This window comes from Martelella sp. K41-7 (assembly GCF_055808365.1).
The window spans coordinates 329,616-355,106 of the sequence record NZ_JBVVRV010000002.1; the positions used below are offsets into that span (position 1 = coordinate 329,616).

The 25,491-nt window shown below is 59.9% G+C and carries 22 protein-coding genes and 3 pseudogenes; 10 read left to right on the top strand and 15 right to left on the bottom strand.

Annotated features, from left to right (window positions below):
* Positions 1 to 8 precede the first annotated feature (8 nt).
* The 5 genes from AC0L7L_RS22010 to AC0L7L_RS22030 form a co-directional block, all read right to left on the bottom strand.
* Positions 9 to 611, bottom strand: coding sequence for a protein-tyrosine phosphatase family protein (locus tag AC0L7L_RS22010; RefSeq protein ID WP_473514248.1), 603 nt, complete (start codon positions 609 to 611; stop codon positions 9 to 11).
* Positions 612 to 1,637 (bottom strand): MBL fold metallo-hydrolase, encoded by a 1,026-nt coding sequence (locus tag AC0L7L_RS22015; protein ID WP_272214588.1) that lies wholly within the window; start codon positions 1,635 to 1,637, stop codon positions 612 to 614. It abuts the gene before it with no gap.
* A complete protein-coding gene (locus AC0L7L_RS22020; RefSeq protein WP_473514275.1) occupies positions 1,625 to 3,280 on the bottom strand; it encodes an ABC transporter permease in 1,656 nt (551 codons plus the stop codon). The genes AC0L7L_RS22015 and AC0L7L_RS22020 overlap by 13 nt, the downstream gene beginning before the upstream one ends.
* Before the next feature lie 91 nt (positions 3,281 to 3,371).
* Entirely contained in the window at positions 3,372 to 4,346 is a 975-nt protein-coding gene (locus AC0L7L_RS22025; protein WP_272214585.1) for an ABC transporter substrate-binding protein, read from the bottom strand.
* A gap of 25 nt (positions 4,347 to 4,371) precedes the next feature.
* Positions 4,372 to 5,454, bottom strand: a complete 1,083-nt coding sequence (locus AC0L7L_RS22030; protein ID WP_272214584.1) for an ABC transporter ATP-binding protein — start codon at positions 5,452 to 5,454, stop codon at positions 4,372 to 4,374.
* Between the two features lie 327 nt (positions 5,455 to 5,781).
* Between AC0L7L_RS22030 and AC0L7L_RS22035 the strand changes: the two genes are divergently transcribed.
* The 3 genes from AC0L7L_RS22035 to AC0L7L_RS22045 all read left to right on the top strand — a co-directional run bounded on the left by AC0L7L_RS22035 (position 5,782) and on the right by AC0L7L_RS22045 (position 8,561).
* Complete coding sequence (locus AC0L7L_RS22035) at positions 5,782 to 6,504, top strand: GntR family transcriptional regulator (protein WP_473514249.1); 723 nt, start codon at positions 5,782 to 5,784, stop codon at positions 6,502 to 6,504.
* A 161-nt stretch (positions 6,505 to 6,665) separates the two neighbouring features.
* Positions 6,666 to 7,598 (top strand): dihydrodipicolinate synthase family protein, encoded by a 933-nt coding sequence (locus AC0L7L_RS22040; protein ID WP_272214583.1) that lies wholly within the window; start codon positions 6,666 to 6,668, stop codon positions 7,596 to 7,598.
* 30 nt (positions 7,599 to 7,628) lie between these two features.
* On the top strand, positions 7,629 to 8,561 hold the full coding sequence (locus AC0L7L_RS22045) for a 4-hydroxyproline epimerase (RefSeq protein WP_473514250.1): 933 nt from the start codon (positions 7,629 to 7,631) through the stop codon (positions 8,559 to 8,561).
* A gap of 216 nt (positions 8,562 to 8,777) precedes the next feature.
* On the opposite strand, the gene AC0L7L_RS22050 is transcribed toward AC0L7L_RS22045, so the two are convergent.
* From AC0L7L_RS22050 to AC0L7L_RS22065, 4 genes are all read right to left on the bottom strand, one after another.
* A complete protein-coding gene (locus AC0L7L_RS22050; protein WP_473514251.1) occupies positions 8,778 to 9,818 on the bottom strand; it encodes an Ldh family oxidoreductase in 1,041 nt (346 codons plus the stop codon).
* Positions 9,819 to 9,893: 75 nt separating this feature from the next.
* A complete protein-coding gene (locus AC0L7L_RS22055; RefSeq protein WP_473514252.1) occupies positions 9,894 to 11,033 on the bottom strand; it encodes a M24 family metallopeptidase in 1,140 nt (379 codons plus the stop codon).
* A 61-nt stretch (positions 11,034 to 11,094) separates the two neighbouring features.
* Positions 11,095 to 12,348 (bottom strand): NAD(P)/FAD-dependent oxidoreductase, encoded by a 1,254-nt coding sequence (locus tag AC0L7L_RS22060; RefSeq protein WP_473514253.1) that lies wholly within the window; start codon positions 12,346 to 12,348, stop codon positions 11,095 to 11,097.
* 76 nt (positions 12,349 to 12,424) lie between these two features.
* Entirely contained in the window at positions 12,425 to 13,132 is a 708-nt protein-coding gene (locus AC0L7L_RS22065) for a GntR family transcriptional regulator (protein WP_473514254.1), read from the bottom strand.
* Between the two features lie 357 nt (positions 13,133 to 13,489).
* Here AC0L7L_RS22065 and AC0L7L_RS22070 point away from each other — a divergent pair.
* The 3 genes and pseudogenes from AC0L7L_RS22070 to AC0L7L_RS22080 form a co-directional block, all read left to right on the top strand.
* Positions 13,490 to 13,675, top strand: a pseudogene (locus AC0L7L_RS22070) (DDE-type integrase/transposase/recombinase); the annotation flags it as partial.
* Positions 13,676 to 13,859: 184 nt separating this feature from the next.
* Positions 13,860 to 15,083, top strand: a complete 1,224-nt coding sequence (locus tag AC0L7L_RS22075; protein WP_473512296.1) for an IS256 family transposase — start codon at positions 13,860 to 13,862, stop codon at positions 15,081 to 15,083.
* 269 nt (positions 15,084 to 15,352) lie between these two features.
* Positions 15,353 to 15,685, top strand: coding sequence for a zinc ribbon domain-containing protein YjdM (locus tag AC0L7L_RS22080; RefSeq protein WP_272214577.1), 333 nt, complete (start codon positions 15,353 to 15,355; stop codon positions 15,683 to 15,685).
* Positions 15,686 to 15,742: 57 nt separating this feature from the next.
* On the opposite strand, the pseudogene AC0L7L_RS22085 reads toward AC0L7L_RS22080, so the two are convergent.
* The 6 genes and pseudogenes from AC0L7L_RS22085 to AC0L7L_RS22110 all read right to left on the bottom strand — a co-directional run bounded on the left by AC0L7L_RS22085 (position 15,743) and on the right by AC0L7L_RS22110 (position 20,425).
* Positions 15,743 to 16,370 (bottom strand): annotated as a pseudogene (locus AC0L7L_RS22085) (integrase core domain-containing protein).
* A 125-nt stretch (positions 16,371 to 16,495) separates the two neighbouring features.
* Positions 16,496 to 19,199, bottom strand: a pseudogene (locus tag AC0L7L_RS22090) (DNA translocase FtsK).
* A 154-nt stretch (positions 19,200 to 19,353) separates the two neighbouring features.
* Positions 19,354 to 19,491 (bottom strand): hypothetical protein, encoded by a 138-nt coding sequence (locus AC0L7L_RS22095; RefSeq protein ID WP_272214574.1) that lies wholly within the window; start codon positions 19,489 to 19,491, stop codon positions 19,354 to 19,356.
* Positions 19,492 to 19,604: 113 nt separating this feature from the next.
* Positions 19,605 to 19,811: a hypothetical protein gene (locus AC0L7L_RS22100; protein ID WP_473514255.1), complete on the bottom strand. Its 207-nt coding sequence runs from the start codon at positions 19,809 to 19,811 to the stop codon at positions 19,605 to 19,607.
* Positions 19,812 to 19,920: 109 nt separating this feature from the next.
* Positions 19,921 to 20,118, bottom strand: coding sequence for an acyclic terpene utilization AtuA family protein (locus AC0L7L_RS22105; protein ID WP_473514256.1), 198 nt, complete (start codon positions 20,116 to 20,118; stop codon positions 19,921 to 19,923).
* On the bottom strand, positions 20,042 to 20,425 hold the full coding sequence (locus AC0L7L_RS22110) for a hypothetical protein (RefSeq protein WP_473514280.1): 384 nt from the start codon (positions 20,423 to 20,425) through the stop codon (positions 20,042 to 20,044). Before AC0L7L_RS22110 ends, AC0L7L_RS22105 begins: the two co-directional genes overlap by 77 nt.
* Between AC0L7L_RS22110 and AC0L7L_RS22115 the strand changes: the two genes are divergently transcribed.
* The 4 genes from AC0L7L_RS22115 to repC all read left to right on the top strand — a co-directional run bounded on the left by AC0L7L_RS22115 (position 20,357) and on the right by repC (position 25,483).
* Positions 20,357 to 21,022, top strand: a complete 666-nt coding sequence (locus tag AC0L7L_RS22115; protein ID WP_473514257.1) for a GntR family transcriptional regulator — start codon at positions 20,357 to 20,359, stop codon at positions 21,020 to 21,022. The genes AC0L7L_RS22110 and AC0L7L_RS22115 overlap by 69 nt on opposite strands.
* A gap of 709 nt (positions 21,023 to 21,731) precedes the next feature.
* Positions 21,732 to 22,949, top strand: coding sequence for a plasmid partitioning protein RepA (gene repA / locus AC0L7L_RS22120; protein ID WP_272214570.1), 1,218 nt, complete (start codon positions 21,732 to 21,734; stop codon positions 22,947 to 22,949).
* A complete protein-coding gene (repB, locus tag AC0L7L_RS22125) occupies positions 22,946 to 23,950 on the top strand; it encodes a plasmid partitioning protein RepB (protein ID WP_272214569.1) in 1,005 nt (334 codons plus the stop codon). Before repA ends, repB begins: the two co-directional genes overlap by 4 nt.
* 219 nt (positions 23,951 to 24,169) lie before the next feature.
* Positions 24,170 to 25,483 carry a plasmid replication protein RepC gene (gene repC, locus AC0L7L_RS22130; protein WP_473514258.1) on the top strand — a complete coding sequence of 438 codons (1,314 nt, stop codon included), beginning with the start codon at positions 24,170 to 24,172 and terminating at the stop codon, positions 25,481 to 25,483.
* Positions 25,484 to 25,491: the final 8 nt, after the last annotated feature.

A 25,491-nucleotide genomic window follows, 5' to 3' on the forward strand; every position in this document is an offset into this window, starting at 1 on the left:
GCCCTGCCTCAGGTCGTTGGTTGCTGCCCGAGAAGGTTGCGCGTTCGCACGTCTTCGGCAAGGGCCAGCATGGGGGGCAGCGGATAGTTTTCGTCCAGTCCGCGCAGCGCACGCAGATGCGCAAGTGCGGCACGGAAGCTTCCGAAGCGCTCACCGGCGAAGGCCGAAAGCCAGAGCGCAATCACGGTGACTGAGCGCGAACGTCCGCCGCGGCAATGGACCAGCACATGGCCGTTGCGATGTTTGGGATAATGCGGTTTGGCGGGCACATATCCGCTCATCAGGCCTTGAACGGTGTTGACGGCAGCAGCCATCAGGTACGGACTGTTTCCGGCGCCGTCGATCATGCCGATCTGGTAGCGGCGGACGTGAACGCCGTCAGGCAGGATGAGCGGACCTGGAAATATGTTGATTGACACGTTCAGCGTTTCCGTGATCGCGGCATCCATCAGGCATTCGCTATCCTCGGCGGCGGCGAGATTGCCCAGGTAGAGCGTCTTGCGGTGCGGGCCGAAGCCCTCGATCACCGGATAAAGGAGCGGGCGGACATCTTCGCGTGCTTCAGCTTCGGGTACATGGTCTGGAATGCCGAGGCGTTTTCCGTTTGCCATTCAAATCTCCATCTCGGTATCCAGTGTTAACCGCTGACCAAGTGCGCGGGCAAGTTCAGGGGCTGTCGTCATGTCGACAAAGGCCGGCAGAACCCGCTCCGCGCCGCAATTATCAGCAAGGGCGACGACATCGCGTTTTCGCGGATGGACATTCCAGGGCATCCATAAAGCCCGCTTTCGGGCGATCAGTTCCGCTGCCGGGGTGCCGTTGGGGACATGGCTTGAGAAAATGAAACGAAAGCCATCACGCACCAGAAGGTCTGCCGAAAGGCCGGCTTCACCGTTGGATTCGGTGGCGATGATGACCTGATCCGGTCTGGCGGACTGCGCATCGACGACGGGGAATGTCTTGCCGGCCGTCATTCTCGTCTCGCGGAAAATCACGTCACTGACATGGACGTCCAGGCCGTGAGCAGCCATGGCCAGCGCCATATCCGTGCCACGGCCGGCTGCGGGACAACACAGCACCGCGCCATTTTTCGCCTCTTCGGCAATGGCCTGGATCTGCGCCTCCAACGGCAGGTCGCGGTCGCCATAGGACGCATCGATCAGCAGGGTTCGCGCGCGTGGAAACGGATCTAGCGGCATGCCGCGCGATTCCAGACTGATATCGCCGGTGTAGATGAAACCGCCAATTTCGGTGGCGAGATGAAACCAGATCCCGCCCGGCGCGTGACCGCAGCGCCCGGTCGAAAGCGTCAGCCCCTCGAAACTGAAGGTTCCCCGCTCCGGAATCGCGTGTGACAGTTCGGGTCTCAGGCTGCCGTTCAGAAAGCCAAGCGTGCGTGCGCTCGCAAAGACGGGCGGCGTGCCGATTTCTTCAAGTCTGCTTAGCAGGCCAGCATGATCTGAATGGGCATGGCTGAGGAACACGGCTTCTGCTGCGCCGAGGCCGGAGATGTCGGGGTGTTCGCCGGGCTCCAGCCCGTCGCCGAAGTCGAAGAGAATGCGTTTGCCGCCTGCCTCAACCAGAAAGATAGCGGCGCTCTTGCTGTTCAGTCCGCTGATGACTGTCAGTCGTGCCACGGCAATACACCTTGCGGAAGCTGTCGAGCGAAGGTCAGGCTGACAAGCATCAGCGTGAGGATCACCAGAACCATGAGGCAGCCGACGGCGGCGGCAAGCGTCGATGAACCGGCCTCCTCAAGGAAGATGATCATCGGGCCGATGGTCTGCGCGCGTGATGAGACCAAAAGCACAGAGGTCTGGATTTCATTTATGGCGGTCATGAACACCAGAATGGCGGCTGCCGCCGCCGCCGGAGCCAGAACGGGCAGGATAATGTCTTTCAGCCTGCGGAAGATGCCTGCTCCGACCACCTGTGCAGCCTCATCCAGCGCGCGCTCGATCTGCGCGAAGCCACCCAGAACGGGCTGCAGTGCCAGCGCCAGAAAATTGGACAGATAGGCCGCGAGGATCACCCATATCGTGCCGTAGAGGCTCGTACCCATGATCGGCAGGGGCTTCAGGAAAAACAGGATCATGGCAACGCCGATGATGATGCCGGGAAGCGCATAGGCGAGCTGGGAGGAAAGATAGAGAAGCCGCGGGGCCACGCCATGGCGCCAACTGAGGAAATAGCCAAGCGCCACCGAAACCGGGATGAGAATGGCAACCGCGAGACCCGTCAACCAGAGGCTCGTAAAGAAGGCCTCACGGATGCCCTCATGGTGGAAAAGCGCATTGGAAAAGTTTTCGAAGGTCAGCGTTTCGAAAGTGAGCGGCTGGCCGTAGCCGCGCACCAGAGCGGAACCTGCAAGCGCGGAAAGAGGTAGAGCCAACGCGACCACGAGATAGCCCCAGGCCAGCCCGGTCACTGGAAGATGCCAGCGGCCAAGCGGGAATTTGAACGGCTTGGATGCGCCGTCGACGCGCTGGTCGCCCATGCGGCTCAGCCAGCCGGCCAGGCCCATGCCCAGCACCGTCAGCACGGCCAGCAGCAGTGCCAGAAGCGCCATGTCATTGAGGGCGGACGGACCATAGGAATTCAGCCGGCGATAAATGAGCGTGATCAGCGTTGATACGCGGGCGGGAATGCCGAGCATGGCCTGAATGCCGAAATTGCCGATGGAGGAAACGAAAGCCAGCGCAGCCCCGGCGAAGATACCGCCACGGATCAGCGGCAGAATGACGCCGAATGTTGCTCTCAGGGGCGAGGCTCCGACGGCGCGGGCGGCCTCCACCAGATCGGCTGGAACACGGCGCAGGTTGGCGCGTACCGCCAGAAACACAAGCGGTGCATTATAGATGCCGAGCAGAAGAACAATGCCGCTGGACAGATAGAGCGGATGCCGCATGCCGGGCTCAAGCGCAAGGCCGAGAAAGTTCATCACCGGGCTTGCGGGCGAAAAGGCCTGGATCCATGCAAGCGCGATCACCTGCGGCGGGATCATCAGCGGCAGCACAAAGCCGAATACCCAGGCGGTTCTCCCGCGCATGTCGCTGGCGCCGACAAGAAGAGCGGCAAAGGTGCCGGCAACTGTGGCAAGCACGGTGGCGGCAAGCGAAATCCAGATCGTGTTTATGGTCGCCTCCAGCACGCGCCGGCCGCCGAGAACATCGGCTACGCGGTCAAGCTCGAAGCCGGTGCTGGTGACAAAAGCGGCGTAGACCAGCCGCCCGAGCGGCAGGATCGACAGCACGCCGACAAAAAGCGCCAGAGCCAGCATCAGCGTGCGCTCGTGCCGCAAGGCTCCCGACAGGGTGGAGAACGTCCAGAACGGACGCTCCCCGTGGCTGTGGTCGAAAGTGACATTGCGATTACAGGCCGAAGATGTCGGCGAACTGCGCGCGGACCTGATCGTTGTTCTCGACAGCGGCATCGACGTCATAGCCGATCAGCTTCATCGAGGAGAGATCGGGATAGCCTTCCGGCGCAGCGACACCCGGCATCAGCGGGATATTGCCCTGGGCAGAAACCAGTTCCTGACCTTGCTTGGACAGCAGGAAGTCGACGAATTTCTTTGCCGCGTCCTCGTGCTCGGTCGTGCTCATGATCGCGACCGGCTCGCCGATGAAGGAAACGCCTTCCTTCGGGGCAATGTAGTCGACCGGCGAACCGTCGGCCTTGGCGCGTAGCGTGTTGGCGTCAACGATGATGGCGTATTTCGCCATCCCGGAGGCGACAGCCTTGGTGGCCGGACCGTTGCCGCCTTCAGGCACGATGTTGAGATCGTTGAGACCTTCATAAAAACCCCAACCGATGTTCTGATCGTTGATCAGGGCGTGCAGATGGTTGAGCGCAGCGCCGGAATAAAGCGGGCTCGGAACCGCGATCTTGCCGCGATTGTCTTCGATCAGAAGATCGTTCCAGCTTTTGACCGGCTCGGCGATTTCGGTGTTGTAGGCAATGCCGGTGGTGATTGCCTTGGTGCCGAAGAAGGTCATGTCCTTGTCATAGGCAGCCTGGTCGTAGCCATCGACCGGCGCTTGCGGATAGGCCATCAGATGGCCTTCGGCCTTCAGTGTACCGAGATTGATCGGGTCGGCAACCAGCAGAACGTCGGGCTGGATCTGGCCGGCTTCGATTTCGGCGCGCATGACGTTCATCAGCGCCGAGGTGCCGTTGCGTGTCCAGTTGACCTTGATCTCGGGGTTGGCGGCTTCGAACGCATCCACGGTTTCCTGGGCCTGTTCCGGCGGCTGGCTTGTGTAAAGCGTGATGGTTTCTTCAGCGTACGCCGTGGAGAAAGCGAGCGTGCTGACGGTGGCAAGGGCGAGCATGGAGAGTTTCATCGGGGATTTCCTCGATTGTTGAGAGCTAAACAAGGGTTTCTTCGGGTGTGAGGTCCGGAAGGACCCAGCCGTCTGCAAGCGTGACGGCTACGCGCTGTCCGGACTCGATGCAGGCCGGGGCAGGGACGTTCATGAAAAGGGTCTGGTGATGCGGTCCGGCCGAAAGCTCGACCCGCAGGATATCACCGCGATAGGTGATCCGGCGGATCGTGGCGGCAATCCCGCCGGTCTCGGTCAGTCTCAGGTCGCCGGGGTGAAAGGTGACGCGGGCAGAAGACCGGGCGATGGCGGAGGGATGACAGCGCAGACGCACCGGCTCACCGAAAAAGCGCGCAAAGCCAAAACCGCTGCGGTCGGGCTGAAAGTCTTCGATCGCGCCAAGCTGGCCTTCGCCGATGAATGTGGCGACCATCTCATTGGCAGGTCGGCTGTAGAGTTCAGCGGGGCTGGCAAACTGGCTGATCATGCCGCGATCCATGACCGCGACGCGGTCGGCCAGTGCCAGCGCCTCCGACTGGTCATGGGTGATATAGAACATCGTCGCGCGGGATTCTCTGTGAAAACGCGAAAATTCCTCCTCCATCTCACCGCGCAGATGGACATCCAGATTGGCAAGAGGCTCGTCAAGCAGCACCACACCGGCATCCATGGCAAGGCAGCGGGCAAGCGCGACGCGCTGGCGCTGGCCTCCGGAAAGGGCGGCAGGGCGGCGCTCGGCAAATTCACTGAGGCCAACGAGTTCGAGAACCTTTGCCGTGCGCGCCTCGCGCTCCTTTCGCGCAATGCCCTTGACCCTGAGGCCATAGGATACGTTGCCGGCAACGCTCATATGCGGCCAGAGCGCATAGCTTTGAAACACAACCCCAATGCCGCGTTCCTCCGGCGGAATATGATTGCCCTCACCAGACAGCAGCGCATTGCCAATGTGGATCGTTCCCCGGTCAACCGGCTCGAAACCTGCAAGCGCGCGCAAAAGCGTGGTCTTGCCGCAACCCGACGGTCCAAGCACGGCAACAAATTCACCCGAATGAATGGACAGCGAGATACCGCGCAACACCTCGGTCTTGCCGAAAGACTTGCCCACAGCTTTGATTTCGATCGCGCTCATGAAAGTGTCCTGGCAACTGGCCTGAAAGCCCGGATAGCGGCTGCGTTCAGGTCTGGATAGGTTTTGCACAGCTGTGCAACTCACGGCGCAATCAATGCACCGATACTGTGACAGTTCTGTTTCAGCAGGTTTTCGGTTTTATGAAACTTGTGTGGCCGCTTCGCCGACGATGGTTGCGGCACTGCTTGTCTTGGAAGGCTGGGGCGGCTGAGACCTGGGCGGTGTTCTCTGAAGTCGAGTGTGTCGACAATTAAAATCTGAAGCCTGTGATAGATTGTGTCCTGAGGGTGGGGCATAGTGGCGGAAAGTGAGGAAAACCGGAACACAATGGCCAAAACGTCTTCAGAGCAGAGTGCGCTCCAGAGCCTTCATGTCAAACGCGGGGGCGGCGTCGCCCACGTCTATGAAACCCTGCGCAATGAAATCATCGAACTCAGGATCGAGCCGGGGAGTCCCATTGACGAGACAGAATTGTCGGAGCGGTTCGCGATGTCGCGCACCCCGATCCGGGAGGCTCTTGTACGGCTTGCGGCCGAGGGGCTGATCACAGCGCTGACCAACCGCACGACAATCGTGTCCAACATTGACTTCGTGCAGTTGGGAGCATTTTTCGATGCCCTCACATTGATGTATCGCGTGACGGGGAGACTTGCGGCGATCCACTACACCGAGTCCGACCTTGCCGGAATCCGTGCGCATCAGGACCTTTTTGCCGAGGCTGTCGAAGCGAAGGATGTGTTTAGCATGATCGCGACCAACCGCGATTTTCACGTCGCAATCGCCGAGGCGGGCCGCAACAAATATTATACCGGCCTGTTCCGGCGCCTTCTGGACGACGGGCGGCGCATTCTGCGTCTCTATTACCGCTCCTATAATGACGACCTGCCGCACCGGTATGTCGCTGAGCATGAACACATTGTCAGCGCAATGATCGCGCGGGACGAGGAGGAATCCGACCGGTTGGCGGTTGCCCACGCCGATCAGATCGTGCGCCAGATCCGCGCCTACATCTCCGCAGATTCGCGCAGTGTCTCATCGATCCCGCTCTGAGCCTGCCGCTTTAGCCGGTTTTCATTGTATTTTATTTGTCGACAAGCATCAGGAGCGGTGCTAGTGAGGGGCAGAATAACGGCCTCAGACCTCGACCGCGAGCGGGTGCTCGCTCATTGCCCCGCCGGCCCGATTTCCTTGTAAATGCGAAAGGATTCCAGATGAGCGATACGATCTTTACCGGCTGTATTCCGGCCTTGATGACCCCTTGCAAGGCTGACCGCACGCCAGACTTCGAAGCGCTCGCCCGCAAGGGCCGGGAGCTTGTCGATGCTGGCATGTCGGCCGTCGTCTATTGCGGGTCGATGGGCGACTGGCCGCTTCTGACCGACCAACAGCGGATGCAGGGTGTCGAGGCACTTGTCGAGGCTGGCGTTCCGGTGATCGTGGGAACCGGCGCTATAAACACGAAATCGGCTGTGGCGATCACGGCGCACGCCGCCCGCGTCGGCGCTGCGGGTCTGATGGTCATTCCGCGCGTTTTGTCGCGCGGCACCTCGGTCTCGGCTCAGAGGGCGCATTTCTCGGCCATTCTCGCGGCGGCCAACGGTCTGTCCGCAGTGATCTACAACAGCCCTCATTACGGTTTTGAAACCCGGGCCGACCTGTTCTTCAGCCTGCGCGACGAGCATCCCAACCTGATCGGCTTCAAGGAGTTCGGCGGTGCGGCCTCACTCTCCTATGCTGCCGAACACATCACCTCCGGCGATGACGATCTGACCCTGATGGTTGGTGTTGATACCCAGGTGTTTCACGGTTTCGTAAAATGCGGCGCCACCGGGGCGATCACCGGCATCGGCAACGCGCTTCCCGCAGAGGTGCTACATCTGGTTTCGCTGTGCAAGGCCTCTGCTGCTGGCGACACCGAGGCACGGGCGAAGGCAAAAGAGCTTGAAGAAGCGCTGATGGTGCTGTCGAAATTCGATGAGGGCGTCGACCTCGTGCTGTTCTACAAATACCTGATGGTGCTGAACGGTGACGCGGAATATACCCTGCACTTCAACGAGACAGACGCCCTGACAGCATCGCAGCAGGCGTTTGTCGAAGAGCAGTACAGTCAGTTCAGGATCTGGTACACCAACTGGGCCGCCTGACAATATCCGGGCCGCGCGAGGGAGCACCGTATGCATGTGATTGACAGCCACACCGCAGGCGAGCCGACGCGAGTCATCCTTGAAGGCTTTCCCGACCTCGGTTCCGGCCCGCTCTCCGAGCGTGCGGCGCGTCTTGCGACCCGCTATTACGATGAATATCGCGCCGTGGTGCTCGAACCGCGCGGTCAGGTCGCCATGGTCGGCGCGCTGCTGGTGCCGCCGACCGATCCCTCCTGCGTCACCGGCGTGATCTATTTCGATGTCGGGGCCGTTCTGGGCATGTGCGGCCATGGCACCATCGGCCTGGCTGTCACGCTTTTTCACATGGGCCGGATCGGCACAGGTCTTCACCGTATCGAAACGCCGGTCGGTATCGTCACGGTTATGGTGCATGATGCCAGCACGGTCACGGTCACCAATATCGAAAGCCGCCGGGTCGCGGCGGGCGTCACGGTCGATGTGCCGGGTTTCGGCGCTGTTGCAGGCGATGTGGCCTATGGCGGCAACTGGTTCTTTCTGGTCGACCCGAGCCCGATCCGGGTGTCACACGACAATATCCGCGCGCTGACCGATCTCGCGATCGCCACCCGGACCGCCCTCAATACTGAGAAGATCGGCGGCGAGGACGGGCAACCGGTCGACCATATCATCTTCTACGGACCTTCCGGAGACGGCGCGGCACACAGCCGTAACTTCGTGCTCTGCCCCGACGATGCCTATGACCGCTCCCCCTGCGGGACCGGCTGTTCGGCGCGACTGGCCTGCCTGGCCGCTGCAAGGCAACTGGATGAAGGCCAGGCTATCGTGCAGGAGAGCATCATCGGTTCCACCTACAGACTGTCCTACAGGGCCGGAGACAATGGCGGCGTGATTCCGTCGATCACGGGCAATGCCTATGTCATGTCTGTGGCCGAACTGGTTTTTCAGCCCGATGACCCTTTCCGCAATGGGATTGTGATCTAATCTTTCCGCTTGCTCGTCGGCAGCCGTTCTACACCATCAAAGGCCTTCGACAGTGACGACGCTGCGCGCCGCGACGGACGGGGCCGAGGTGTCGAACTTGACCGGATGGCTTTCAGTTCCATTCGAGGTTCATAAAAGCAGATATAGGTTCCATAATATGTATTATCGAACCTATATCTCTGGCGTCAGACTTTTGCCTGTTGCCCGGCCTTGCGCTCAAATCGGTTTTGTTTGCAGTCCGGCCGACCGTGCCCGCAGTTCATCGAGCACATTATGCTTAACCGGCATGGTGCCGGTCTTTTGGTTGCGGGCACGTGCCCGATAGCGCCTTGCGGATGGCAGGCGGGCCCCCTGGCTTTCTATTGCGGTAAACAGCGCTTCGCCGCGCTTCAGATTGTCGGTTGCCGCCTGCCCCAGAAACGATGCCGGATCGAACGCGATGATCAGCTCGCCGTGCCGCGGCACCACTTTGTCGCCGTCATCAAAGGCGATGGATTCAGCACTGGTCAAATCGCCGATCAACGGCCCGGCGAGCAGTTCGATCATGGCTGACAGTGCCGACCCCTTGTGGCCGCCGAAGGTCAGCATGGCGCCTTCAACCGCAACCTCCGGGTCGGTTGTGGGCTTGCCGTCGGCATCGATCGCCGTTCCTTCCGGCAAGGGTACCCCCGTGCGGCGGTGCAGTTCGATATCCCCGCGCGCAATCGCCGAGGTGGCGAAATCGAACACAAAGGGGTGTTTGCCCGGACGGGGCCAGCCGAACGAAAACGGGTTGGTGCCGAACACCGGTTTGTTGCCGCCGGCAGGCGCGACCCAGGCATGGCTGACGGTGGTGGCAATCGCGACCAGCCCCTTTTCGGCAATCGTCTCGGCCTCCGGCCAGAGCGCTGAAAAATGGAAGCAATTGTTGATCGCGAGGGCGGCGATCCCGCAATGCCTTGCCTTTTCAGTGAGGACGGGAAGTCCTGCCTCAAAGGCGGAAAGCGAAACGCCATGGCGCGCATCGACACGCACGATTGCCGGCGCACGGTCTTCGACAACCGGCGTGGCGGCGGGATCGACCTTGCCGCGCTCGATCAGCTCACAGCAGCTGATCAGCCGGTAAAGACCATGCGAATGGCACTCGTCCATCTGCGCGCGCACGACCCAATCGGTAATGGTGCGGGCATGGTCGCCGGAATAACCGGCGGCCAGCAACAGGCCCTCGCCCAGCGCCCTCGCCTCATCGCTTGAAATGGTTTCGAAGTCTTCGCTCATGTCGTCTCCGTTCAGGCGTGGTGTCGCACAAGTGCGAGGCCGCACGCTGCCTCATGGATAAGGATGGGCCGTGCGTCAGGCAAACGGCTCTGTCGGGCCTTTGCCGGGCGTGGTGAACCATACCGGTCCGTTTCCGCCCATGTAAATGATGTCTTCCAGCCGGACGCCGAATCGGTCGGGAACCACGATCATCGGCTCGTTGGAAAAACACATGCCGGGGGAAAGCGGCGTGGTGTTGCCGCGCACGATAAACGGCGCTTCGTGGATATCCATGCCGAGCCCGTGGCCAGCCCTGTGCGGCAGACCGGGCAGGCGGTAATCCGGACCGAGGCCATGGGCGGCAATCACGCGGCGCGCCGCATCATCAAGGGTTTCAGCCGAAACGCCCGGTTTCGCCGCGTCGAAAACAGCCTGCTGCGCCTCCCGTTCGATCGCCCAGATCCGGGCGAATTCAGCCGACGGCTCGGCTTTCACATAGGTCCGCGTCATGTCTGACTGATAGCCGCCGACAATGGTGCCGGTGTCGACCAGAATGATATCGCCTTCGCCATAGGTCTGGTCGTCATCGACGCCATGCGGCAGTGACGTCGCCGCTCCGAAAGAGCAGATCGCGAAGGTGCTGTCCGAACCGCAAAGCGCGCGGTGGGTCTCGTCGATGAAACGCACGACCTCCGAGGCACGGATACCCGGCTCGATCAATGCATGAACGCGCTTGTGCACCGTAAGCGTGGCATCCATCGCATACTGCATCAACGCGATTTCCGCCGGTGATTTCACCGTCCTGAGCGCCGAGATCATCGGCCCGCCGTCGATCAGCCGTTCCGGCGTGATCTGCCGGCCGAGCGCCGAATAGACGAAAAACGGCAATGCGTCATCAAGCGCCAGCACCCTGCCCTGTCCGAGAAGCTTTACCACAAGCGTTGCCGGGCTTTCATGCTCTTGCCATGCCGCGATATCGCCATCGAGCCGCTCCAGCGTTTCGATCTTTGAAACCTCGAAGGCCGGCGCGATATAGGTCAGGCTGTCGGCGGTAATCAGCGCACCAACCAGACGCTCGCTTTGATGCCAGACAAGGCCAGTGAAATAGGTGAGGCTGGTTGTGGAACCCAGCAGCACGGCATCGGCGCGCGAAGCCTGCATGGCCGCGCGCAGACGCGCAATCCGGCCCTTGCGCTCCTCGTCGCTGATCGGTGCGGGGCGGTTTTCGGACATCATTTTGCTTGCCTCTCCTGTTTTCATTTTGGCGCGGATCGAAGCTTTGATCCGTCCGCCACTGTCAGCCGAACCGGTCGAAACGCAGGTTCTCGATGTCGATAGCTGGCTTTTGATGTGCGGTAAGTTCGGCGACCAGCCGCCCTGTCGCCGCTGACTGGGTCAATCCCAGATGGCCGTGGCCGAAGGCATAGATCACGTTCGGCGCGGCCTTTGAGCGGTCGATCACCGGCAGGCAGTCCGGCATGGAGGGCCGGAAACCCATCCATTGTTCGCCGCCGCTGGTCTCAAGTCCCGGCAAAAAGCGTTTGGCGAGCTTCAGCAGCATTTCAGAGCGTTTGAAATTGGCAGGCAGGTCGAGGCCGCCGAACTCCACCGCGCCGCCGACCCGGATGCCATCCTTCAGCGGTGTAACCACAAAGGAATGATCGTTGAAATAGAGCTGCCGTTTCAGCGGGAAAGAAGCTGCCGGCAGAGTGGTGTTGTAGCCGCGCTCGGTGTCGAGCGGTATCGCCTCGCCAAGGCTTTTCGCCAGCGTTTTCGACCATGCGCCACAGGCAACCACCACGGTGCGGGCCTCAATCGAGCCGCCACCGGCAAGGCGGATCCGCGCGCCGTTCTCCGTCGGCTCCAGGGCCACCGCCTCTGAAATTCTGATTGTGCCCCCTGCTCTTTGCAAGTCTTTGGCGACTGTGCGGGTAAAACCGGCCGGATCGGAAATCTGCAAACCGTCATCGGCGTAAATCGCATTCTCGAACTGCGGTGCAAGGCCGGGCTGAAGCGTTTCGATCTCGTGACGGCCGACGCGGTGAAAGTCAAATCCCGCCTTGCGCTTTCCTGCCCACTCCGGAGTCGCAGCGCGGAAACTCTTCTCGCTGTCATAGAGGTCGAGCGTGCCGGTGTTGACGACAAATTCCGAGAGGTGATCGTCCCTGCGGATACGCTCGTATTCGGTAGCCGCCAGCTGCATCAGGCTGGACTGAACCTTCATGCCGCGTTCGAAGTTTTCCCTGAAGCTGGCCCGCCAGAAATGCCAGAACCAGGGTATTAGCCTTGCCGCATAGGCGGGCCGGATCGTCAACGGCCCCAGTGGATCGAGCAGCCATACGGGCGCTTTCCAGGTGATCCCCGGCGATGGGATCGGCACGATTTCGGGGAAAGCGAGAATCCCGGCATTGCCCGCACTGCTACCCGCGGCAATTGCGCTGCGGTCCAGTATCGTCACCCTCCGTCCGGCCTGGAGCAGATAGCGCGCGGCCATGCATCCGATGATCCCACCGCCGATAACAACGGCGTCAGCGTCAGGTCCGTTTTCCATCAAGTTCCTCGTGTAAAAACCAAGATGTTGTTTTTGTTGTTATTCAGGGATTTAATGCGCCCGCCAATCCGAATTTTTACTCAAGCGATAGCGCGCTTGCCTGTTCCGTTTCTCGCGCGAGATACTCCTGTATCTGGCGCACGATCTGATCGGCATGGGCGATTGCGAGCCGGTCGGCCCTGCCGGTGTCCCCGGCTTCGATCGCAGCGATGATATCCTCGTGTTCGTTGACATATTGACGCGGCAGCCGGTCCTCGAAGGTGGAATAGTATAAGCGGAGGATACGCCGACCCTCGTCAAGAAGCCGCGAGAAGAAACGGATATAGTAGGCATTGCCGGCAAGCTGGGCTATGGCGACGTGAAACTCGCGATTGGCCTCGATCATGGCAAAGGCGTCATGGGCCTCCACAGCCGCGACGAATTCGTCCTGACGGTTCCTGACGTGCATCATCGCCTGTCTCTGCGGTGCCCGCGATGCGGCCCCCTTCGTCGTGGCCCGGTACATCAGCGTCAATGCTTCGAAATAGTGTGGCATCTCAGCAAAGTTGATAGCGGAAACGATCGTGTTGCGGTTAGGCAGCGTGGTCACCAGCGCATCGCCTGAAAGCCGCAGCAGAGCCTCACGCACGGGGGTGCGCGACATGCCGAAACGGTCCGATAACCTGACCTCGTCCAGTGGACTGCCCGGCTTCAGCTCCATAGCCAGAATTTCCCTGCGCAGCGTCTCGTAAACCTGCTGGGTTCCGGATCCGCGGGCCTTCGGTTTTGGCGTCTCTGCGGCCATAGCTGCCTCTTCCCCTGTCTTCAGGTGCCGACACATTCATTCGCGCGTTGCAGAATATCGGGTGATCCTGCGGAACAGGAGCGGCCAGCGCCGCCCGCGCTTTATGAATACGCTGTTGGATCCGGTATGTCGACAAAATGTATTCAAAAAATCTCATCGTCCTTTCGATGATAGTGCTTGCAGGGCGGGGACGCTTGTCGCTGAGGCGGCAGCGGGAAGCGTCGTGTTGTGTGTTCGAGCGCAGGCTTGATGAAAGCACGGGCCAGTCCATGCCACGGGCCTCGATCGGTGCGGGCCTGCTCCAATGGCCGGCTCTGGGTTTTGTCGCAAAATTTCGGGATGATTTGAAACCTTGATGATCACGCGACGCTGAATAGATGGGTCATGAATTATTTGGCCGGATTGCTCTGCGAACGAAAAGCAGGAAATCAAACCCCATCGGCCTCTGGCGAATGGACGAGAACCTACATCAAGGTCAAAGGCCAGTGGATGTATTTTTGTCGCGCCGTTGACAAGTATGGCAAAACTCTTGATTTCATGCTGCCCTCGGCGTCGGCGCTGCATGGCCTTGATAATCTGGGTGATGGCGACTTTGGTGCTATTCATGTCGGTCTCCTTTGGTGATGACCGAACCAGAAGCGATGCTGAAAGGTCGTGGCCTTGTTTGAGGGGACTGTCCTGATTTTTGTGCTCTGGCGTGGTAACTGCTCTTTGAGGAGACCCACGTATGAGCATCGACAAAGAACTCCTGGACCGCCTGATGCAAGGGCGCTCGCCCGGTGACCTTTTCGGCAAGGATGGTATTCTGTCCGAACTGACGAAAGCACTGGCCGAACGTGCCCTGAGCACCGAGATTGACGTCCATCTCGACGAAGAGCGGGCTGAGGCTGTGCCCGAAGGCCATAACGAGCCGGCAAACCGCCGCAATGGCAGCAGCAGCAAGACGGTGACCACCGACAGCGGCAAGGTGGTCCTCGACATCCCACGCGACCGCAACGGCACCTTCGATCCGGTGCTGATCGCCAAATACCAGCGCCGCTTTCCCGATTTCGACCGCAAGATCATCTCGATGTATGCCCGGGGCATGACGACCCGGGAGATCCAGGGGCATATCGAGGAAATCTACGGCGTGGAGGCGTCCCCCGGCCTGATTTCCGCCATCACCGATAGCGTGATGGATGAGGTCACGGCATGGCAGAACCGGCCTCTGGAGCCCTGCTATCCGATCGTCTTCATGGACGCGATCCGGGTCAATATCCGCAGCGACGGCGCGGTCTCCAACAAGGCGGTGTTCGTGGCGCTGGCGATCCTTCCGGACGGCACGCGCGACGTGCTGGGCCTGTGGTTCCAGGCCAATGAAGGCGCCAAATTCTGGGCCAGCGTGCTTTCCGATCTGCGCAACCGGGGTGTTCAGGACATTCTGATCGCCGTGGTCGACGGCCTCAAGGGCTTTCCGCAGGCCATCGAGGCAGCCTTCCCGAGGACGCAGGTTCAGACCTGCATTGTCCATCTCCTGCGCCATTCCATGAATTTCGCCAGCTACAAGGACCGCAAGGCCGTCGCCAAGGCGCTCAAGACGGTCTACACCGCCGTGAATATCGAGGCGGCGGAAGAAGCGCTGGCAACTTTCGAGGACAGTGACCTTGCCAGGCGCTATCCGGCGATCGCGCCAAGCTGGCGGCGGGCCTGGAACGAGGTCATCCCGTTTCTCGACTATCCGCCCGAGGTGCGCAGGCTGATCTACACCACGAATTCCATTGAGGCGCTGAACTCGAAAATCCGGCGCGCCGTCAGAACGCGCGGACACTTCCCGAGCGATGAGGCTGCGGCCAAGTTGATCTATCTGGCCCTCAATGCTACCTCAACCGAGTGGAAGCGTTCAGTGCGAGAATGGCACGCCGTCAAAAGCCAGCTCGCAATCATGTTCGAAGAACGTTTCCCTATGTCCTGAAACAACGCCAGGGCACAAAATTCTAGACAGTCTCTGTTTGAGACACGACCAGGATGAGCAGTGTGAGAAGCGCCGCTGCTTTTCTCACTATTGCCAAAACGTCGTTGCCCCTCGACACCAGAGCGCATGATCGCTACAGCATTGCCAGCCTTAAACGCCGCAGATAAATCGGCGGCGTCACTTTGAAAATACACTCCACGAAAGACGGGCAGCTTTATTTCAGGTGCCGGTGCATGGATGGATAATCCCTCTTCAGCAAAGGAACGACCATGAGCGAACTCCCACCCTGCCCCAAATGCCAGTCACCTTACACCTATGAAGATGGAGCACTTCTGACTTGCCCGGAATGCGGCAATGAATGGTCGGTCGAAGCCACAACAGACGACGCCCCCACCTTTGTCGACGCCAATGGCAACGCATTGAGCGATGGTGACACTGTCACCTTGATCAAAGACCTGAAAATCAAAGGCTCATCGCAGGTGATCAAAGTTGGCACCAAGGTGAAGAATATCCGCCTTGTTGAGGGCGATCACGATATCGACTGCAAAGTGGATGGTGTCGGTGCCATGAAATTGAAGTCGGAGTTTGTTCGCAAAGTCTGATCTGGCTCGGTTTGTTTGGACAGGCTGATGCTCGTTCTTAAGTGGTTTCCGGCGTCGTTATGCCGCCGCCGATATTGCTGGCAGCGCGTTGAAGTCGGCCTGATCGGGTGTCTTCCGGTCAAGCGATGAGTGCGGACGGCGGCTATTGTAAAAGGTCAGATATCTGCCGATGCCAGCGCCGGCTTCGGACACGGTCTTGTAGGCGTGGTGGTAGACTTCTTCGTATTTGATCGAACGCCAGAGCCGTTCGACGAAGACGTTGTCGCGCCATGCGCCTTTACCGTCCATCGAGACGGCGATCTCCGCTTTCTTCATCAGCGTGGCGACGTGCAGCCGCCCAGTCTCCAGCCCTTCGCCTCTCAAAAGCCCTTGCAACATCCGACTTCCGGCAAACGGGTAGTCGAGATGCAGTTCATCAACCCGCCGCATCAAAGCCAGATCGCCGTCTGACACAGGATGAGGCAGACAATAGACACTGCCCCACGGCTGAAGCAGAGAAGCTTGGCCTGGCGCACGACGGATAGCTTATGCCCGAGGCCGATCATTTCTTGTCCCCCGGCAATCCCGCCTTGCCGAGCGCTCCAGCTAAAAAATCACTCTCCAGCGTCTGCTCACCCCGGATGACGACAAGCACCGCTTTCGCCTTGAAAGCCGGGCTATGGTTCCGGCGCGGTCGTCTCGTCATGGTATCTCCTGGTCCCGGCATCTAAGCCGAAATCAGGCAGAAATTCCATTTATCCCCGCGGTGCAGGTTTCCCGGGCCACTTCACTTTTTCTGGCGCGGCATCAATCCAGCGTCGATACACAGGGTCAGCCCGGTGCGGCGGTGTCGAGGATCTCGCGCTTGCCGACATGATTGGCAGGGCCGACAAGGCCTTCGTGTTCCATGCGCTCCACCAGGGACGCCGCACGGTTGTACCCGATCGACAGGCGGCGCTGGATATAGGAGGTTGAGCACTTCTTGTCGCGCTGAACAATCTTCACGGCCTTTGCGAAAAGATCGTCGACGTCATCGCTGTCGGAACCCATATCGGTCGCATCGAAGACGGCGGCTTCCTCTTTACCCTCGTCTTCCTCTTCTTCGTCGACCACAACGCTGCCGAGATAGGTCGGCGTGCCCTGCGTCTTCAGATGAGCGACGACCTTCTCTACTTCGTGATCGGACACGAAGGGACCGTGGACACGGGCGATCCTGCCGCCACCCTTCATGTGCAGCATGTCCCCCTGCCCCAGCAGGTATTCTGCGCCCTGCTCGCCTAGGATCGTGCGGCTGTCGATCTTCGAGGTCACCTGGAACGAGATGCGCGTCGGGAAGTTGGCCTTGATGGTGCCGGTGATCACGTCGACCGAGGGCCGCTGCGTGGCCATGATCAGATGAATGCCTGCAGCGCGCGCCATCTGCGCCAGACGCTGGATGGTACCCTCGATCTCCTTGCCGGCAACCATCATCAGATCAGCCATCTCATCGACGATGACGACGATGTAGGGCAGTGCCGAGAGATCGAGTTCCTGTTCCTCGAAAATCTGCTCGCCGGTCGTGCGGTCAAAGCCGGTGGGCACCGACACCATGATGGTTTCGCCTGTGGAACGCGCTTCGGCGACACGCTTGTTGAACCCGTCAATATTGCGAACGCCGAGCCGCGACATCTTGCGATAGCGGTCTTCCATTTCGCGCACAGCCCATTTCAGCGCAAGAACGGCCTTCTTCGGATCGGTCACGACCGGGGTGAGAAGATGCGGAATGCCGTCATAGACTGACAGTTCCAGCATCTTCGGATCAACCATGATCAGACGGCATTCTTCCGGCCGGAGGTGATAGAGCAGCGACAGAATCATGGTGTTGATGGCGACAGACTTGCCCGAGCCGGTGGTGCCGGCCACGAGAAGATGCGGCATCTTCGCGAGTTCCGCGACCACCGGCTCACCGCCAATATTCTTTCCGAGGCAAAGCGGCAGGCGGAAATCCGTCGTCATGTAGAGGCGGTTTTCAAGAAGCTCCCGCAGATAGACCGTCTCGCGCTCTTCGTTCGGAAGCTCGATGCCGATCACATTGCGGCCGGGAATAACCGCAACGCGGGCCGAAAGCGCCGACATCGACCGGGCGATATCGTCAGAGAGATTGATCACCCGCGATGATTTGACACCCGGCGCCGGTTCGAATTCGTAAAGCGTGACGACGGGCCCCGGACGGACATCGATAATCTCGCCCTTGACGCCGAAATCCTCCAGAATGCTCTCCAGCAGGCCGGCGCTCTGTTCCAGCACTTCCTGGCTTAGATCGCTGGTTCTCGTCCGAAAACGGCGCCTGCAGAAGCTCGATCGAGGGGAACAGGAAATCGGTTTGTTCATGCTTCGCCAGCACGTGTAGTGGCTCGGTGACGGCCTCTGGCGTTTCGTCCTCTTCCGGCTCCATTTCGCGCCGGATGTCGGGCTGGCAGACAACCTCGTCGGTGAAGGCGGCACTATCGTCTTCCTGATCATCTTCCGGTTTATCCTCATACATTTCGCCGAACCCGTCATCGCTCTCATCGGCGGGGTCTTCGTCCGCATGCGCGACCTGTTCGTCAATGCGGTCGCTTGTGCCGCGCTGTGTCGGGCTGTGGAGCAGAACCTGGCGGTAAAGTGCGACCGGCGACGGGCCTTCCTCCGCTTTTACTTCTGGCTCATTGGTGATGGTTTCCACCGCGTCCGAGGTTGCTGTCCATAGCGTGCTGTCATCGTCGGCATACGCGTCATCGGCGCAATCGTCGTCTGTGCATGCGGCGGCGTCAGCTTCTGCGGCCGGCGTTACGCCTTCGAAAAGGCCGAGCGCCATCATCTCGAAAGCAAGCCCATCCGGAACGAAGGCAAGATATGCTTCCCCTTCTGGCGTTTCGTTGGCTTCACTCACCGCTTCTGCTGGCTGGGCGTCGTGCGTGTCAGAGATTGAGGGCGCGTGCGCAATATTCACTTTGCTTTCGTCATTGGTTGCTGAAGGTTGCTCCGTCGTTTCCGCAAGACGATCGGGCTCAGGTCCAGGCTCCGGTTCAGGCCCAAACCCCGGTTCAGTGATGTTCGGTAATTCTGCATCATTCTCCGGTGCGCCGATCGGCTGGAACAGGAAATCCACCAGCACCGTCGGTTCGGCCTGGAGAGGCACCAGCGGCTGGTTATGCGGTTCGCCCTCCCCTCGCCCGGCAGGCAGTTCGTCGGCTATGCGATCCTGAAGCGCAACGGCCGGCGAGCGTGATGGCGGCCCGTCATGCTCCTCCGTCCTTTCGCATGTCGCGGCCGGGGGCGTCTCTGAGGTGTTCTTGTGCGGGGTGCGTGTGAAGCGCACATTCGGTCCCAGCACGAAGGGGCGTTGCCAGGTCGGAAGCCGGTCAGGGTCCAGGATCGCCGCATCCGGATTGCGTCGCGATGGCTCCGCGAACTGGTCGTCGCCTTCTGTCTGAAGACTGTCCGTCTTTACCGTTTCGGCAGGTTTCGATCGAAGGCTGGGATAACGCGAAAAAGGCATGCTGATGAAGACCAATCTGAGAGCTGTCATTCAGCTAATGTGATAGAAAAGAAACCTTAACCAGTCGTTTCCTCCGCGCAGTTTGGCATTGCGAATTTGGCAGGCGTTGCCATTGACCCCTTACTGAAAGCGGATGACCGCGCCGCCTCGATCATTTGCAGTTCGTGCTTCACCAGAGCCTGTGCACCGGTTTGACGCGCTTCAGCTTGCCGATGGAGGCCAGCATGATCGGATTGATGTCGAGCGCGAAATATATTGCGCGGCGCAGGGGGACGCCGGCGGCCTCAGTCCCGGTATCGTCCTGCAACGCATCGTAGAAAACGGTCGGGCGCTCGTCTGCGATTACATAGACATTCAGTCAGTTGCCTGTCGCCGGAGCGGCCTGGGCGATCTGGTGGAGGGTGGCGGTATTGCCGGCGTTTATGCGGTTTCCTCGCTGAGAAAGAAAAAAGACCGCGTCACCGGCGTGCAAACGCGCGGGCGATAGCTTTGGCGCACGCCCCCTCCCCTGGCCGGCCCGCCGATGAAATGCGGCAGCATCGCGCCGGAATCGGCGTCGAAGACGCTGACCTCGCCGAAAATGTCCGAGCGCATCCTGACCGCGCCCCAGAGGGAACAGCCGCTCACGCTTCGTCTGCTGGGGCATGACACGCACGATTGAGCGCATTTGGCCGGCATAGGAAATCTCGGTCTCGCCGAAGAAATCGCCGTGTTAGCTGACCGTCCCTTGAGCTTTTCAGGTGGCGCCCTGCCCCGCGTTCTCCACCCGGACTCTGTCTTCGCCGACCTGGTGCACCGTGACCGCGCTGATGTCGAGCGTCACATCCGGCGTGAAATAGGCGGCCGGATGGTGGAAATTATAAAGAAACTGTTCCTTGACTGTCCGCGGGAATCTTGCGCCTGGCGATCTGGCTGAGCGCAAGCGTGTGCCCAAATGGCGTCTCCACCATATTCGCGCCGCCCGCTCCTACCGCCGTGATTGCTGTGACGTCGACGGCGGTTGCTTCTGCCCAATCGCCGGGAACTGCGCCTACACGGCCTATCCGATAAACATCTTTTGTCTGTTTCAAATTATCGGTAAGATTATTGATAATGATACCGATAATTGTCTTTCTTTGAGAATGTGATAATATCGCGAAAAGTTCGTGAATCGGGGCTGGAGTGCGCAATACGTGCCGAAACAACCGAAAAACTGGGAGGATGTACATCGCGAATTGCAGCGTGAAATCATTTCCGGTCACCGGCATCCCCGTGAGCGGCTGGTGGAAGATGAGATTATCGCCCGCACCGGGGCTACCCGTCACGCCGTCCGCCTCGCCTTTACCGAGTTGGAAAACACCGGCCTGGTGACACGCCAGCGGAACAAGGGTGTTCATGTCCGCGATTATTCGATCCGGGAGATCGAGGAGTTGTATGAAATTCGCGAATGCTTGGAATGTCAGGCGGCACGGCGCTTCGCCTATCCGGTCCCTGCAGAGACGATCGCGGTGCTCACCGATATCGCGACCCGCCACCGCGAGGCATCGTATAGTCAGCGGTCCGGTGAAGTCTTAGAGTTGAACAACCTGTTTCACGAGACGCTGTACCAAGCGGCGGACAATCGCCAGCTTGCCGATGCGATCCAGCATTATACGTTCGCCACTCACCTCATCAGTACCCGCGCCTTCGCCATCCGCGAAATCCGCGAAGTTGCGATTACCGAGCACTTCGATATGATCAAGGCGCTTGCCGCCGGCGATGGTGCCGGTTTGTGCTGTATCATCCCGCAGCATATCGGACGACCCAAGGATTTTTATCTCAGAGCAAACTATATCGGCGAATATGCCGACCCGTCGTGACTGCCCGGGTGTGCTGGCGAGATTTCCCTATCGTGTTTTCAATTGAAAACAATCAGACGGTACACGCTCCTCTGCCATAGTGGCCACTCGTCACCTGTTGGTGCGAGGACAGAAAAGTTTTCAATTGAAAACCCCGAGGTCCACGAGATAAAGCGGCCTGGCTGCAAGCGGCCAGAATGGCAGATGGCGCCGCGGGGTTTCCGCGTTGCATAGCGCAGGCGGGTTGATGGCGTCCGACCGGGTGGTGGTTCTGGAGCCCCGCTGGGTCGTCCGGAGCAGGCGCGCTGCGGCGCAATTGCCCTACCAGCAGGTATCAGCCGCTGCGAGGCGTCCTCGCGAGCGTGCGTCATTTGGAGTGCTTCCCAGGGACTATGTCTTGCCCTTTTGCTATAGCCAAGATCAGGATATCCGCAGGCCAGGAGGCGAGCGAACGGAGCATGCCATCGCCGGCGGGAACGGGCCGCGCAACCGATATCAAGCGGTGGAATCGGCACTCGCACAAATCCATTTCGGTCGCAGCCCGGTGGCTGTTGATCCTCTCAAAGGCCAGGGACGGCCGGAAACAGCCAATTGAGGTGAAAGCCTTACAGGTGAAGAACAGGGCCAGTCTCGCCCGTTAACCTTTCATTAACTAAAAACCCCTTGCAGAATCGGAAAGAGTCATGCAGCTTTGACGCAAATGGAGTGAATTCGGACAGGAAACCGTCAGATGACCGAAACAGCCGCATACACCGCGATCGGCGATACAGCGGCAAAGATCGAGGATTACACCGAACGTCTGTCCGCCGAGCTGCAGTCGATGCGTCATCGCATCTATCCGCCGGAGGCGCGCAAGCAGTTCACGCGCACGTTCTCGACTCTCGATCTCGTCAAGCTGCTCGATGTGCCCGAAAGCACATTGCGGGCGATGACCATCGATGGCAAGGGGCCGGAGCCCTTACGCGCGGAAAATAACCGGCGTATATACCAGGTCGGGCAGCTCGGCGAGTTGCGCCAGTTTCTGGCCGCGCGTCGTCCCGACGATGCGCTTCGCCTGTGGCCGCGGCGCAGGGAAGGGGAGAAGCTTCAGGTCATCGCCACCGCCAATTTCAAGGGCGGCAGTTCCAAGACCACGACCTCGATCCACATGTCGCATTATCTGGCGCTGCAAGGCTACCGGGTCTTGTGCATCGATCTCGATCCGCAGGCCTCGATGACCTCGATCTTCGGGCTGCAGCCGGAATTCGATGTCGGCGAAAACGAAACGGTCTATGCGGCTTTGCGTTATGACAATGAGCGCAAAACGCTCGCCGACGTCATTCGCAAGAGCTATTTTCCTGGCATCGACCTCGTGCCGGGCAATCTGGAGCTGATGGATTTCGAGTTCGATACGCCGGCCTATCTCGCCCAGCGCGAACGCGATGAACTCGGCCTGTTCTTCGAGCGGCTGAAGAGTGCGATTGCCTCGGTCGCAGACGATTATGATTTCGTGGTGCTCGATACCCCGCCATCGCTCGGTTATTCCACGCTTGCAGCACTTTATGCAGCGACCGGTCTGATCGTCACGGTTCATCCGGCAATGCTGGACGTTGCCTCCTGCAACCAGTTCCTGATCATGATTTCAGATCTTGCCGATACGCTTGCCCAGTTCGGCGCCCGTTTCGACCATGATTTCCTGAAATTCCTGATGACCCGCGTCAATCCCAATGACGGGCCGCAGAAATACATGTCGGGCGTGATGCGACGGCTCTTCGAAAATGATGTTCTGGTCTATGAGGCAATCGAATCGACCGCGATTGCGGGTGCCGGCGTCGCCAAGAAATCGCTTTACGAGCTTGAAAGCGGCGAGGTCGGCCGTGAAACGCTGAAGCGCGCCATCGAGAGCGCCGATAATGTGAACGGCGAGATTCTGGCGCTTCTCCGGGCCGTGTGGGGCAGGACATCATGAAAAAGAACATCCTGAAGATGATGGCGGAAGCTAATAGCGACGAGAAGGGGCCGGAGCAGCCGGTTGTCTCGCCGCTTTCGCGTTCAAGGCGTGGCTCGCCCGTGGTCAGCAATGTCGGCAAGGCGCTCAACACGCTGTCGGAATCGAGCAGTATCGTGCTGGATCCTGCGAAAATTGAAGCTTCGCCCTATCGCGACCGATTTGAAAACGACGGCGAGGCACGCGAGGAAGTCGAAAGCCTTGCGGCGTCGATCCGGGCGGAAGGACAGAAAATGCCGGTTCTGGTCCGGCCGCACCCCAAGGCCGAAGGGCGCTATCAGCTCGCCTATGGCCATCGTCGGCTTGCCGCGATCCGGTTGCTGGCAGCCGAAAGCAGAACGCCGGCCGAGGTGACGATCCGCGCCTATGTCCGCCCGCTCGACGACCGGGAACTGCTGGTGGAGCAATCGCTTGAAAACGGCGTGCGCGAGAACCTAACCTGGATCGAACAGGCGCTCTGGGCGGCGCAGCTGCGCGAGGCCGGCTTTTCCAGCGTCGCGATCGAGCCGGTGCTCGGCCTTTCGAAGACGCCGATCTCGCTGATGCTGAAAGTGGCCAATGCCGTTCCCAACGACATCATTTTCGCCATCGGTCGGGCCAAGGGTGTTGGTCGGCCAAAATGGATGGCGCTTGCGGAAACCTGTCTGAATGGCGGGGATGAAGCGATAGCCCGCATCCGTCCGATCCTCGAAAAACAGGCCTTCCGGTCTGCCGATGCCGCGCAGCGCATCGATCTGGCGGTCAGGGCCGCGCGTGGCGGCGAAGATAACCGCCCGGAAAAGTCCGTTCGCGAATTGGTGAGCAATGGCAGGAGCCTGGGCCGGATTGCCACGGGCGCATCCGGCACCACAATATCAATTGCACGTCAGGAATCCGGTTTCGCCGAATGGCTTTCCCGCCGGATGGACGCGCTTGCCGAGGAATATTTTTCATCAACCACCGGTGCGAATCGCAAAGATTAGAACAGCGATACCCTGAGGGCGACAATCGAAACGGCAAAAAAGGAGAGAAACAGACAAAAGAAAAGGCCCCCAAACGACAAGCGTCCGGAAGCCGATAAGTTCTTAGCACCTACTGATCTCGCATTTCCGGCCGGTCCAGTCAAGAGGCTGCATCTCATTTCATGAGTTGCAGGGGTGATTTCTTTTGCCTTTTTGAAAGGTGAAACCATGGAAAATGCGATGACCACGACGCCCTTTGGGCGGCGGCCGATGTCGCTTGCAATGCTGGCAAGCCAATCCGTTGCGCGACAGGCCCCGAAAGGGGCGCGGCTCAACAAGTGGAAACTGTTTCATACCGTGCGCGAGGCGCGGGAGGCGCTGGGGGCGAGCGATCGCGGCCTTGCCATCCTCAACGCGCTTTTGACCTTCTATCCCGAAACCGAGCTCTCCGAGGAGACCGGCTTCGTTGTCTGGCCCTCCAACGAACAGCTGATCGCGCGGGCTAACGGCATTTCGCCGGCGACGCTGCGCCGTCATCTGGCCGTCCTGGTCGAGTGCGGCCTGATCATCCGCCGCGATAGTCCGAACGGCAAGCGCTTCGCCCGCAAGGGCAGGGGAGGGCAGGTCGAGCAGGCCTATGGCTTCGACCTGTCGCCGCTGGTGGCGCGTGCGGCCGAGTTCGAGACCATGGCGGCGCGGATTGCCGAGGAGCGTCTGGCGCTGAAATGCGCGCGAGAGCGGCTGACATTGCTGCGCCGGGACATTGTCAAGATGATCGAGGCCGGGCTCGACGAGGGCGTTCCGGGCGACTGGGCGGCGATGAGCCAGGTCTATCGCGAGATCATCGATCGGCTGCCACGGTCCCCGGACCTGGCAACGGCCGAGGATATTTGCGATGCGCTTTCGCTTTTGCATGAGGAAGTGCGTGACGTATTGGAATTTCACGTAAATTCACAAAAAACGAACGCCAATGAGTCTCATGCTGAGCGCCACAAACAGAATTCAAATACAGAATCCCAATTTGAATCTAAATACGGCTTAGGAAAAAAATCAGAAGCGAGCGGCAGCGCTGACGAAACCGACAACCTGCACAGCCTGCCGAAGCGGGAATTGCCGCTGGCACTGGTGCTGGATGCCTGCGAAGGCTGGCGGGATCTGGCAAAGGGAGGATCGATCCGCAACTGGCGGGACTTCCTGGGCATTGCCGAGATTGTCCGGCCGATGTTGGGCGTTAGCCCAAGCGCCTGGCGAGAGGCGGTCGAGGTCATGGGCGATAAACAGGCCGCGATCACCCTTGCCGCGATCTATCAGCGCGGTGAGGCGGTTGCCAGTCCCGGGGGCTATCTGCGCAACCTGACGGAACGGGCCCGCGACGGCCAGTTCTCGGTCTGGCCGATGGTGATGGCGCTGCTGAGGGCACGGATCGAGGCCGGGAATACCACGCAGACACCAAAAACCGATGACGACGGGGCAGGGGAGGACGGTCACGATGACGATCTCCCGGTTCTCGTCCGCTCTTGCGCGGTCTTTGAAAACGCCGCGATCGTGATTTGAAAGGCAAG

Excerpts from the sequence above, each read along its gene's own strand:
- AC0L7L_RS22025 (WP_272214585.1), bottom strand. The coding sequence starts at position 4,346 with ATGAAACTCTCCATGCTCGCCCTTGCCACCGTCAGCACGCTCGCTTTC.
- repA (WP_272214570.1), top strand. The coding sequence starts at position 21,732 with ATGACCGAAACAGCCGCATACACCGCGATCGGCGATACAGCGGCAAAG.
- AC0L7L_RS22050 (WP_473514251.1), bottom strand. The coding sequence starts at position 9,818 with ATGAGCGAAGACTTCGAAACCATTTCAAGCGATGAGGCGAGGGCGCTG.
- AC0L7L_RS22080 (WP_272214577.1), top strand. The coding sequence starts at position 15,353 with ATGAGCGAACTCCCACCCTGCCCCAAATGCCAGTCACCTTACACCTAT.
- AC0L7L_RS22065 (WP_473514254.1), bottom strand. The coding sequence starts at position 13,132 with ATGGCCGCAGAGACGCCAAAACCGAAGGCCCGCGGATCCGGAACCCAG.
- AC0L7L_RS22075 (WP_473512296.1), top strand. The coding sequence starts at position 13,860 with ATGAGCATCGACAAAGAACTCCTGGACCGCCTGATGCAAGGGCGCTCG.
- AC0L7L_RS22040 (WP_272214583.1), top strand. The coding sequence starts at position 6,666 with ATGAGCGATACGATCTTTACCGGCTGTATTCCGGCCTTGATGACCCCT.
- repC (WP_473514258.1), top strand. The coding sequence starts at position 24,170 with ATGACCACGACGCCCTTTGGGCGGCGGCCGATGTCGCTTGCAATGCTG.
- AC0L7L_RS22055 (WP_473514252.1), bottom strand. The coding sequence starts at position 11,033 with ATGATGTCCGAAAACCGCCCCGCACCGATCAGCGACGAGGAGCGCAAG.
- AC0L7L_RS22045 (WP_473514250.1), top strand. The coding sequence starts at position 7,629 with ATGCATGTGATTGACAGCCACACCGCAGGCGAGCCGACGCGAGTCATC.
- AC0L7L_RS22010 (WP_473514248.1), bottom strand. The coding sequence starts at position 611 with ATGGCAAACGGAAAACGCCTCGGCATTCCAGACCATGTACCCGAAGCT.
- AC0L7L_RS22030 (WP_272214584.1), bottom strand. The coding sequence starts at position 5,454 with ATGAGCGCGATCGAAATCAAAGCTGTGGGCAAGTCTTTCGGCAAGACC.
- repB (WP_272214569.1), top strand. The coding sequence starts at position 22,946 with ATGAAAAAGAACATCCTGAAGATGATGGCGGAAGCTAATAGCGACGAG.
- AC0L7L_RS22020 (WP_473514275.1), bottom strand. The coding sequence starts at position 3,280 with ATGCTGGCTCTGGCGCTTTTTGTCGGCGTGCTGTCGATCCTGCCGCTC.
- AC0L7L_RS22035 (WP_473514249.1), top strand. The coding sequence starts at position 5,782 with ATGGCCAAAACGTCTTCAGAGCAGAGTGCGCTCCAGAGCCTTCATGTC.
- AC0L7L_RS22060 (WP_473514253.1), bottom strand. The coding sequence starts at position 12,348 with ATGGAAAACGGACCTGACGCTGACGCCGTTGTTATCGGCGGTGGGATC.